Annotated in this window: 9 protein-coding genes; 7 read left to right on the forward strand and 2 right to left on the reverse strand. The window is 67.3% G+C overall.

The window, feature by feature from the left end; all coding sequences use genetic code 11:
• Positions 1-49: 49 nt before the first annotated feature.
• The 6 genes from NUV79_RS18395 to NUV79_RS18420 all read left to right on the forward strand — a co-directional run bounded on the left by NUV79_RS18395 (position 50) and on the right by NUV79_RS18420 (position 6946).
• Positions 50-1129, forward strand: coding sequence for a sensor histidine kinase (locus NUV79_RS18395; protein ID WP_257734553.1), 1080 nt, complete (start codon positions 50-52; stop codon positions 1127-1129).
• A 104-nt stretch (positions 1130-1233) separates the two neighbouring features.
• Positions 1234-2082, forward strand: coding sequence for a pyridoxal kinase PdxY (gene pdxY / locus NUV79_RS18400; protein ID WP_257734554.1), 849 nt, complete (start codon positions 1234-1236; stop codon positions 2080-2082).
• 10 nt (positions 2083-2092) lie between these two features.
• Entirely contained in the window at positions 2093-3208 is a 1116-nt protein-coding gene (locus NUV79_RS18405; protein ID WP_257734555.1) for an endonuclease/exonuclease/phosphatase family protein, read from the forward strand.
• Between the two features lie 4 nt (positions 3209-3212).
• Positions 3213-4112, forward strand: a complete 900-nt coding sequence (locus tag NUV79_RS18410; RefSeq protein ID WP_257734556.1) for a PhzF family phenazine biosynthesis protein — start codon at positions 3213-3215, stop codon at positions 4110-4112.
• On the forward strand, positions 4109-4831 hold the full coding sequence (locus NUV79_RS18415) for an NUDIX hydrolase (RefSeq protein ID WP_257734557.1): 723 nt from the start codon (positions 4109-4111) through the stop codon (positions 4829-4831). Before NUV79_RS18410 ends, NUV79_RS18415 begins: the two co-directional genes overlap by 4 nt.
• A gap of 27 nt (positions 4832-4858) precedes the next feature.
• Positions 4859-6946: a M3 family metallopeptidase gene (locus NUV79_RS18420; RefSeq protein WP_257734558.1), complete on the forward strand. Its 2088-nt coding sequence runs from the start codon at positions 4859-4861 to the stop codon at positions 6944-6946.
• Between the two features lie 114 nt (positions 6947-7060).
• Here the strand turns inward: NUV79_RS18420 and NUV79_RS18425 are convergent, their stop codons facing one another.
• Together NUV79_RS18425 and NUV79_RS18430 are read right to left on the reverse strand one after the other, a co-directional pair.
• A complete protein-coding gene (locus tag NUV79_RS18425; protein WP_257734559.1) occupies positions 7061-7405 on the reverse strand; it encodes a hypothetical protein in 345 nt (114 codons plus the stop codon).
• 65 nt (positions 7406-7470) lie between these two features.
• On the reverse strand, positions 7471-8112 hold the full coding sequence (locus tag NUV79_RS18430) for a YoaK family protein (protein ID WP_257734560.1): 642 nt from the start codon (positions 8110-8112) through the stop codon (positions 7471-7473).
• Positions 8113-8523: 411 nt separating this feature from the next.
• On the opposite strand from NUV79_RS18430, the gene NUV79_RS18435 reads away from it, so the two are divergent.
• A complete protein-coding gene (locus NUV79_RS18435; protein ID WP_257734561.1) occupies positions 8524-10086 on the forward strand; it encodes a 2-isopropylmalate synthase in 1563 nt (520 codons plus the stop codon).
• The last annotated feature ends 97 nt before the right edge of the window (positions 10087-10183 follow it).

Here is a 10183-nt window from a genome sequence, read left to right on the forward strand (position 1 = left end):
CCGTTCTGCGTTCCGTGCATGCTGCGCCGATTCGCGCTGGGGGAACAACGTGAGCGGCGAAACAGCCTTTCTGGATGGCGGTGGCGACATGGCCGCTGCCATCCGCGATCATGACTGGAACACGACCTCGCTCGGGCCGATCGCCGGTTGGCCGGCCGCGCTGAAGATCGCCGTCGGCATGATGGTCAATTCGCGCTTCCCCAAATGCATCGTCTGGGGAGCGGACCTGACCACGATCCATAACGACGCCTTCCGCCCGATCCTCGGCGACAAGCCCCCAGCGCTTGGCCGCTCCTTCCGCGATGTCTGGGCCGAGGTCTGGGACAATATCGGCCCGCTGGTCGACAAGGCCTTCGCCGGCGAGGCGACCTTCATCGAGGATTTCCCGCTCACCATCGACCGCTATGGTCATCCCGAAGAGACCTGGTTCACCTTCTGCTACAGCCCGGTCCGCGACGAACACGGCCGGGTTCTCGGCATGATCGACACGGTGATGGAGACCACCGGCAAGATGGAGGCGGAGCGCAACAGCCGCCTGCTCAATGCCGAACTCGCCCACCGCATGAAGAACACGCTGGCGATGATCGCCGCGATCGCCAGCCAGACCTTCCGCTCGGCCGAGACGCTGGAGGAGGCGCAGTCGATCCTCAGCGACCGCATCGCCACGCTCGGCGAGGCGCACAGCATCCTGACCCGGTCGAGCTGGAGCAGCGCGCCGATCCGCGCCGTGATCGACGGCGCGCTGGCGCCGCATCGCTCGGATATCGGCACGATCCGCATCGACGGGCCGCCGCTGCAACTGGCGGCCGACCAGGCGATGACGCTGGCGCTGGCTGCCAACGAGCTGGCGACGAACGCGGTCAAGTATGGCGCGCTTTCGGTCGAGGCTGGCGAGGTGTCGGTTCGCTGGAGCGTCGGGCGGCCGCAGACCGAGGATGTCTTCCGCTTCGAGTGGATCGAGAGCGGCGGGCCGGCGGTGGTAAAGCCGCGGCGGCAGGGCTTCGGCTCGCGATTGGTCGAGCGGGTCATGGCGCAGAAGTTCCAGGGCGAGGTCGAGCTGGATTATCGGCCCGAGGGGCTGCGCTATGTCCTGACCACGACGATGGCGCATGTCGCGCCGCGAGAATAGCGGCCCTGCACAGGTGATGTGACGCTTCACCGCTTTCGATTTGCGCCCCGCGCGGGAGCCGCTAGGTTCGCGGTCCCACCGCGAACGGGGTATCGCTTCGGACCATGAACATTCTCTCGATCCAGTCCCATGTCGCCTATGGCCATGTGGGCAACGCCTCCGCGACCTTTCCGATGCAGCGGCTCGGTGTCGATGTCTGGCCGATCCATACGGTGCAGTTCTCGAACCATACGGGCTATGGCAGCTGGAAGGGCCGCGTCTTCGACGGCGGCATGATCGACGAGGTGATGGACGGTATCGCCGAGCGCGGCGTGCTCGGTAGCTGCGACGGCGTGATCTCCGGCTATATGGGCTCGGCCGATATCGGCCATGCCATCCTCTCCGCGGTGGAGCGGGTGCGCGCCGCCAATCCCAAGGCGCTCTATTGCTGCGACCCCGTCATCGGCGATGTCGGCCGCGGCGTCTTCGTGCGGCCGGGCATTCCGGAGTTCATGCGCGAGCAGGCCGTGCCGGCGGCCGATATCGTGACGCCGAACCAGTTCGAGCTGGAACTGCTCACCGATGTCGAGATCAAGACCATCGCCGATGCGCATCGCGCCGTGGAAGCCCTGCGCGATGCCGGCCCGAAGGTCGTGATGGTGACCTCGCTCGTCACCGAGGAGACGCCCGGCGACTCGATCGACCTGATGGCGGCCGATGCCAAGGGCAGCTGGCGCGTGCGCACGCCCAAGCTCGATGTCAGCGTCAACGGCGCGGGCGATGCGATCGCCGCGCTGTTCTTCACCCATTACCTGCGCGAGGAATCGGCGGCGGCAGCACTCTCGAAGGCGGCGTCCTCGATCTACGGTTTGCTGAAGCGGACGAAGGAGGCGGGTTCGCGCGAGATCCTGACGGTGGCGGCGCAGGACGAATTCGTCACGCCTTCGCAGGTCTTCGCGCCGGAAGCGGTCTGAGCGCATCGCGATGAAGCTGCGCGTCGGCACCTTCAATGTCGAGAATCTGCTGACGCGGCATCGCTTCGAGCCGGGCGGGCGCACCGAGACTTCCGCCGCGATGTCGCTGTTCCACTTCCCGCGCGCCGATGAGCGCGACGCGGTGGAGCGCTCGCTTGCCGTCGCGCTGGAGGACGACAAGCGCCAGATGACGGCGCTCGCCATCGCCGAGTCGCAGGCCGATCTCTGGATGCTGCAGGAGGTCGATTCGCTGGCGAGCCTGCAGGCCTTCTTCGCCAATTACGTCCACCGCATCGCCGACCACCGCTACGGCCACTTCACGCTGATCGACGGCAATGACCGCCGCAACATCGATATCGGCTTCGCTGCGCGGCGGGACCTGTTCGGGCCGGGGCAGGTCACGGTGCGATCGCACAAGGACCTGACCTTCGCGCAGGCCGGCGTGCATGACCGCGAACTCGCGATGCTCGGCATCGGGCCGCAGGCCAAGGTCTTCGCACGCGACTGCCTAGAGGTGGAGCTGAGCTTCGGGGGACGCCGCCTCAGCCTATTCGGCTGCCATCTCAAGTCGATGAATAACGGTCGCGAGGACGGGCGCACGGCGACGCTGCCGGTGCGCCGCGCCGAGGCGCGCGCCGTGCGCTGGCTGGTCCAGCAGCGCTTCGGCGGCGGCTGGCGCGAGACCAACTGGATCGTTCTCGGCGATCTGAACGGCTATCGCTACGGGCTCGGGCCGCGCGCGGAGGTTGTCGACGAGGGCGCCAGCGGCATAGAGCCGCTGCTCGACGATTTCGCCGTCGATCCGATGGACACGCTGCCGGTGCATGAGCGCTGGACGCATTTCCGGCGCTACTGGTCCGAGAGCCAGGAGCGTCTGGTCGACAGCCATATGCCGCTCGACCATATCCTGCTCTCGCCGGCGCTGGCGGCAGCGAACCCGAGACCGACCATGCAGATGATCCGGCGCGGCCTGCCTTATCGCGTGCCGCTCGACCCACGCGAGCCGGACCGCTCGATGGCGACGCTTGCGACCTGCGCGAACCGCTATCCGCGCGCCGGCTGGGACCGGCCCAAGGCTTCCGACCATTGCCCGCTCACCATCGATCTCGACATCCCCGAAGGCTGACACGATGAAACGCCGCTTCGTCACGCTCGACGTCTTCACCACGCGCCGCCATGCCGGCAATCCGCTGGCGGTGGTGCTCCAGTCGGAAGGGCTCGACACCGAGGCGATGCAGGCGATCGCCAAAGAGTTCAACCTGTCCGAGACGGTTTTCGTCGCGCCGCCGGAGAAGCCGGAGCATCGCGCCTCCGTCCGCATTTTCACGCCCGGCGGCGAGCTGCCTTTCGCCGGCCATCCCACGGTCGGAACGGCGGTCTGGCTGGCGCTGACCGACGAGGCCGAGGGCAAGCCCGCCGACATGCTGGTGCTGGAGGAGAAGGTCGGTCCGGTCTCCTGCGCCATTTCGATCAAGGGCAGCCATGCGGGACAAGCGACCTTCACCTTGCCGCGCCTGCCGGAGCAGCTCGCGCAGCCGGTCGCGGATGCGCAGCTGGCGGAGGCACTCGGGCTCGATCAGGCCGATCTCGGCTTCGATGCGCATCGGCCGAGCGTGTTCTCGGCCGGCGTCGCCTATACGACCGTGCCTGTCGCGAGCCGCGAGGCTGTCGCCAAGGCGCGGGTCGCCGGTGTCTTCGAGCGGGTGATGGCCGCGACGCTGAATGGCAACGCCTTCGTCTATTGCCGCGAGACGGCCGAGGTCGGGCATCATTATCACGCCCGCATGTTCTGGCCGGGATCGGGGATCGTCGAGGACCCGGCGACGGGTTCGGCGGTCGCGGCCTTTGCCGGCGCGATCATGGCCTATGACAAGCCGGAGGACGGCGACCACCGCCTCGTCATCGAGCAGGGCTACGAGATGGGCCGGCCGTCGCAGATCACGCTGGAACTGAGCGTGCGCGGCGGCTCGTTGGTCTCGGCACGGATCGGCGGCTCGGCCGTCGTTGTGAGCGAGGGCGTGCTGCTGTGAGCGACGACGTCGAGAACGGCACGATCGTCAGCCTGTCGCGGGTCGATGCCCTGGTCGAGCCCTATGACTGGGCCTTCGCGGGCGAGAACGCGGAGAAGATTGCGGCGCATTGGGCCAAGATCAGCGCCGGCAAGCCGGCGATGTTCAATGGTCGCGTCATGCTGCAGCACCGCGCCGCGATCCGTAACGGCGTGTTCGAGGCCGGCTATTTCGAGACCGACTATGCCGCCTTCATGACCTGGCGCGATGTCGGCCATCCCGGTCCCGTCATCCGCAACGGCTTCGCCATGGCTGCGCTCAGGGCCAATGACGGCGCCTTTCTCTGCGGCAAGATGGGCGATCACACTGCCAATGCCGGCAAGGTCTATTTCGCCGCCGGCACGCCGGACCGCGAGGATGCCCGCCCGGACGGCACGCTCGACCTTGCCGGCAGCGTCACCCGCGAGCTTGGCGAGGAGACGGGTCTGCGCCTCGACGAGCTTCAGGTTGGCGAGGGCTGGACCGCGCTGATCGAGCAAGGCCGCATCGCCTTCATGCGCGAGGTCAGGATCGATCTGCCGGCCGAGGAGGCGCGCGCGCTAATGCTGGAACGGATGAAGGACCTTGAGGAGGACGAGTTGTCCGACATCGTCATCGTGCGTGATCTCGCCGAGACGGAAGAGCACGACATGCCGCCCTTCATGCGCCGCTATCTCGCACATATCTTCGACGGCGAGTGATCCTGCCTGTTTCGCGAAAGTGACCCGATGAGCTCCGCCGAGACTGCCTATCCCGAAGCCCTGCCGTTGCCGGCCGAGAATCCCTTCGCTTCGCGCTGGGAGACGCCGTTCCGGCTGCCGCCCTTTGCGGCGATCAAGCCGGAGCATATCCGCCCGGCTTTTGAGGCGGCGCTCGCCAAGCATAGGGATGAGATCGCAGCGATCGTGGCCGACGAGGCCGAGCCCGATTTCGCCAACACGCTCGAGGCGCTGGAGCGGGCAGGGCGGGCGCTCAGCCGCGTCGGCGGCGTGTTCTACAATCTGACCGGCGCCGACACGAACGAGGCCCTGCAGGCGATCGAGCGCGAGTTGTCGCCGATCACCTCGCGGCACTGGTCGGCGATCATGATGAACGAGGGGCTGTTCGCCCGCGTCGACGCCGTCAATGCCAGGCGCGATGCGCTCGGCCTGAGCCCGGAGCAGGCGCGCCTGCTGGAGCGCAGCTACAAGGGCTTCATCCGCTCCGGCGCCAAGCTGGACACCGAGGACAAGAAGCGCCTCGCCGCGATCAACGAGCGGCTTGCGGGGCTCGGCACGCAGTTCAGCCAGAACGTCCTGAAGGACGAATCCTCCTACGCGCTCTTCATCGCGGACGAAGCCGGGCTCGCCAGCCTGCCGGAGTTCGTGAAGGCGGCGATGGCGCGCGCCGCCGCCGATCGCGGCAAGCCCGGCCAGCATGCCGTGACGCTGTCGCGCTCGATCATCGAGCCGTTTCTGACCTTCTCGACCCGTCGTGACCTGCGCGAAGAGGCCTTCATCGCCTGGAGCAAGCGCGGCGAGAATGGCGGCGAGAGCGACAATCGCGCGATCGTCGCCGAGATGGTGAAGCTCCGGGCCGAGAAGGCCAAGCTGCTTGGCTATCCGACCTTCGCGCATTTCAAGCTTGACGATGCCATGGCGAAGACGCCGGAGCATGTGCGCGGGCTGCTCGAGCTGGTCTGGAAGCCGGCCAAGGCGCGCGCGGCGCGCGAGGCGGCCGATCTCGCGGCACTGGCGCAGAGCGAGGGCGAGAACGGCCCGATCCGGCCCTGGGACTGGCGCCATTATGCCGAGAAGGTCCGGCAGAAGACCTATGCGCTCGATGAAGCCGTGCTGAAGCAGTATCTCCAGCTCGACCGCGTCCGGCAGGCGGCCTTCGACGTCGCCGGCAAGCTGTTCGGGCTGTCCTTCGCCGAGCGGCCGGAGCTTCAGGGCTACCATCCGGACGTGCGCATCTTCGAGGTGACGGAGAGCGCGAGCGGGCGCCATATCGGCCTGTTCGTCGGCGATTATTTCGCGCGGGCCTCGAAGCGCTCCGGCGCCTGGATGAGCGCCTTCCGCGGCCAGCGCAAGCTCGATGGCGAGACCCGGCCGATCATCGTCAATGTCTGCAATTTCGCCAAGCCGGCCGAGGGCAAGCCCGCGCTGCTCTCGCTCGACGATGCGCGCACGCTGTTCCACGAGTTCGGCCATGCCTTGCACGGGCTGCTCTCGGATGTGACCTATGGTTCGCTGGCGGGCACGTCGGTGGCGCGCGATTTCGTCGAACTGCCCTCACAGCTCTACGAGCACTGGTTCCTGACCCGCGAGGTGATGCGCGAATATTGCCGCCATGCCGAGACGGGCGAGCCGATCCCGGAGGCGCTGATCGAGAAGATCGAGAAGGCCCAGACCTTCAACCAGGGCTTCGCCACGGTGGAATACACCTCCTCGGCGCTGGTCGATCTCGCCTTCCACTCGCTGGAGGCCCCGGCCGAGGTCGATCCGCTCGCCTTCGAGGCGGCGGAATTGGCGCGCATCGGCATGCCCGCCGAGATCACGATGCGGCACCGCACGCCGCATTTCACCCATGTCTTCTCGGGCGACGGCTATTCGGCCGGCTATTACAGCTATCTCTGGTCGGAAGTGATGGATGCCGATGCCTTCAACGCCTTCACCGAGACCGGCGACGTGTTTTCGCCCGCCGTCGCGGAGAAGCTGAAGCGCTACATCTATTCGGCCGGCGACACGCGCGATGCGGCTGAGGCCTATACGCTGTTCCGCGGCCGCCTGCCGACGCCGGATGCGTTGCTGGAGAAGCGGGGGCTGGCGGCGTAACCACGCATTCCGTCATGGTCGGGCTTGTCCCGACCATCCACGTCTTCAATGATGTAGGGCTTTGTTCAAGACGTGGATGCTCGCCACAAGGGCGAGCATGACGGCGGAACGGGCTCAGCCCGGATAACCGAATTTCGCCTTGGTGGCGCGGATCTGACCGGTCGCGCCGGCGTCGTTGCCGGCCGAGCAGGCCGTTCGGGCGCACGAAATCTCGCCGCTGACCCGGTCATGCACGCCCTTGGTGGTGTGGCCGGTGGCGAGGTCGTTGTCGATCACCGCCTGGAAGCGCTCGACCTCGCCGGAGCAGCCCGAACCCGAGGGCATGCGGAAGGTGCTCGGCGTCACGCCCGGAGCAGCCTGCGACGGTGCCGGAGCCGGGGGCGGGCCACCGGACGGCGTCTGGCAGGCCGAGAGCAGGAGCGCGGCGAAGGCCGGGACGAGGATGGTAGAGGCGCGCATCGGGAAAGCTCCGGCTGATCGTGCCGGGAACATGACCGATTCCTCGGGCGCGGCAAAGCGGCCCCTCAGTCGCGCTCCGGCATGAAGAGCGCCACGAGGGTGAAGAGGGCGGCAGCGCCGGCTGCGAGCCAGATCGCGTCGAGCCCGATGCGGCCATGCGCGATGGCGCCGGCAACCGCGCCGCTGAGCAGGCCGAGCCAGAGCACGAAATGCCGCAGGAAGGCGAGCTTCGGCCCGCCGAGCAAGGCACCGGCAATGCGCTGGCCCATCTTCACAAGAGTGCCGGTCATGTAGGTCAGCCCGATCGTGACTTCGCCATCGCGCTGGAAGACGCTGTTCTCGGCGCCCATCGCCATGGCCAGAACGCCGGCACCGGCCATGCCGAAGCCGATCGAATCGAGGCTGGCCGAGAGCAGCAGGGCGAGCGTAACGAAGGCGAGCACGGCCGCCTTGCGCTGGCGCCCGGCGAAATGGCCGGCGAGCGAGCCGCCGACCACGCCGAGGACGAAGAGCCCGAGGATCGTCGCGGCGAGCAGGATGCCGCCGGCATGCCGGCCGGCGAGCTCGATGGCGAAGCGGGTGGTGTTGCCGCTCATGAAGGAGACGAAGAAACCGCCGAGGCTGAGGAAGCCGAGCGCATCGACGAAGCCGGCGAGGCCCGACAGGCAGAAGGCGAGGCTGATGACAGGCCGGTCATAGCGCATCATGGCGCGGGACTCCGCTAATCCACGCCGGGCGCCAGCTCCACGCGACCGCCGGCCGAATCGCGTTGTGCCATCCTAATTCACAGGGGCCATCTGTTCTTAATTCAAATCGGCATGCGACATATGCTTGCGTTGAGCCCCGTGCTTCGGTTACATCCTGTCCTGTCGATTTGAGGAACGCCCGTGGTTTCGACCGCCCGCCATGACCTGACGAAGGACTGCGCCGCTGCGCAGGTCGTCGGCATGTGCGCCCGCGCTCCGTTCTCGCTTCTTGGCCTTCTTCTCCTTAGCCGCCCCTGAGGGCCGGCCGGGCATGCTGCCTGGGCGCTCAGGGGACTGACGAGAACCGCCGACAGAAAACCCAGCGCCCGCCTTTCAGGAAGTTCCGCGGCGCCGACACCCGGAAGCAGAACCATGACCAACCCGACCCAGACCGGCTCCGTCAAAGACCGCGTCCTGATCTTCGACACGACCTTGCGCGACGGCGAGCAGTGCCCCGGCGCCACCATGACCTTCGAGGAGAAGCTGGAGATCGCCGATGCGCTCGACGCGATGGGCGTCGATATCATCGAGGCCGGCTTCCCGATCGCGTCCGACGGTGATTTCGAGGCGGTATCGGAGATTGCCCGCCGCCTGAAGCGCGCGACCGTGGCCGGCCTCGCCCGCGCCATCAGCGCCGACATCGCCCGGGCCGGTGAGGCGGTGCGCCATGCGGTGAAGCCGCGCATCCACACCTTCGTCTCGACCTCGCCGATCCATCTGGAACACCAGATGCGCAAGACGCAGGAGCAGGTGCTGGAGATCATCACCGCGACGGTGACGCAGGCGCGCAATCTGGTCGAGGATGTCGAGTGGTCGGCGATGGATGCCACCCGCACGCCGATCGATTATCTCTGCCGCACGGTCGAGGCTGCGATCCGGGCCGGTGCGACCACGATCAACCTGCCCGATACGGTCGGCTACGCCACGCCGGACGAGTATCGTGCCATGTTCAAGGCGGTGCGCGAGCGCGTGCCCAACGCCGACAAGGCGATCTTCTCGGCGCATTGCCATAACGATCTGGGCCTGGCCGTCGCCAATTCGCTGGCGGCGATCGAGGGCGGCGTCCGGCAGGTCGAGTGCACGGTCAACGGCATCGGCGAGCGCGCCGGCAATGCCGCGCTGGAAGAGATCGTCATGGCGCTGCGCGTGCGCGGCGACGCGATGCCCTACGATACCGGCATCGATGCGACGCAGCTGATGCGCATCTCCAAGGCCGTCTCGACCGCCTGCTCCTTCCCGGTGCAGTACAACAAGGCGATCGTCGGGCGGAACGCTTTCGCGCATGAGAGCGGCATCCACCAGGACGGCATGCTGAAGAACAACACCACCTACGAGATCATGACGCCGGAATCGGTCGGCGTGACCAAGACCTCGCTGGTGATGGGCAAGCATTCCGGCCGCGCCGCCTTCCGCTCGAAGCTGAAGGAGATGGGCTACGAGCTGGGCGACAACCAGCTGGAAGACGCCTTCACCCGCTTCAAGGCGCTGGCCGACCGCAAGAAGCATGTCTACGACGAGGATATCGAGGCGTTGGTCGACGAGAACATCGCGACCGCCCATGACCGCATCAAGCTGGAATCGCTGACCGTGATCGCCGGCACGCGCGGCCCGCAGCGCGCCACGATGAAGCTCGATGTCGACGGCAAGCATGTCACCGAGGAGGTCGAGGGCAACGGGCCGATCGACGCGATCTTCAACGCGATCAAGGCGATCGTGCCGCACGAGGTGACGCTGGAGCTCTACGACGTCCATGCCGTGACCGAGGGCACGGATGCGCAGGCCGAGGTGACGGTGCGCCTCTCGCGCGACGGCTCGTCGGTCACTGGCCGCGGTGCCGATCCCGACACGCTGGTCGCCTCGACCAGGGCCTATCTCGCCGCGCTGAACAAGCTGATCGCCCGCGGCGGGCGCCTGCACGCGCAGGCGGCGGAGTAAGGGGCGCGCCCCCAGGGGGAAGGGCGCCCTTGGGGAAAGGGTGTCATCCCGTGTCTGCGCTGCAGCGTGAAACCCTGCGGCGCAGACACGGGACCGC

The organism is Allobosea sp. 47.2.35 (assembly GCF_024655635.1).
GTDB lineage: Bacteria > Pseudomonadota > Alphaproteobacteria > Rhizobiales > Beijerinckiaceae > Allobosea.

What these genes read in the sequence shown, in the direction of transcription:
- pdxY (WP_257734554.1), top strand. Translation starts at nt 1,234, where the DNA reads ATGAACATTCTCTCGATCCAGTCCCATGTCGCCTATGGCCATGTGGGC.
- NUV79_RS18405 (WP_257734555.1), top strand. Translation starts at nt 2,093, where the DNA reads ATGAAGCTGCGCGTCGGCACCTTCAATGTCGAGAATCTGCTGACGCGG.
- NUV79_RS18410 (WP_257734556.1), top strand. Translation starts at nt 3,213, where the DNA reads ATGAAACGCCGCTTCGTCACGCTCGACGTCTTCACCACGCGCCGCCAT.
- NUV79_RS18420 (WP_257734558.1), top strand. Translation starts at nt 4,859, where the DNA reads ATGAGCTCCGCCGAGACTGCCTATCCCGAAGCCCTGCCGTTGCCGGCC.
- NUV79_RS18425 (WP_257734559.1), bottom strand. Translation starts at nt 7,405, where the DNA reads ATGCGCGCCTCTACCATCCTCGTCCCGGCCTTCGCCGCGCTCCTGCTC.
- NUV79_RS18430 (WP_257734560.1), bottom strand. Translation starts at nt 8,112, where the DNA reads ATGATGCGCTATGACCGGCCTGTCATCAGCCTCGCCTTCTGCCTGTCG.
- NUV79_RS18435 (WP_257734561.1), top strand. Translation starts at nt 8,524, where the DNA reads ATGACCAACCCGACCCAGACCGGCTCCGTCAAAGACCGCGTCCTGATC.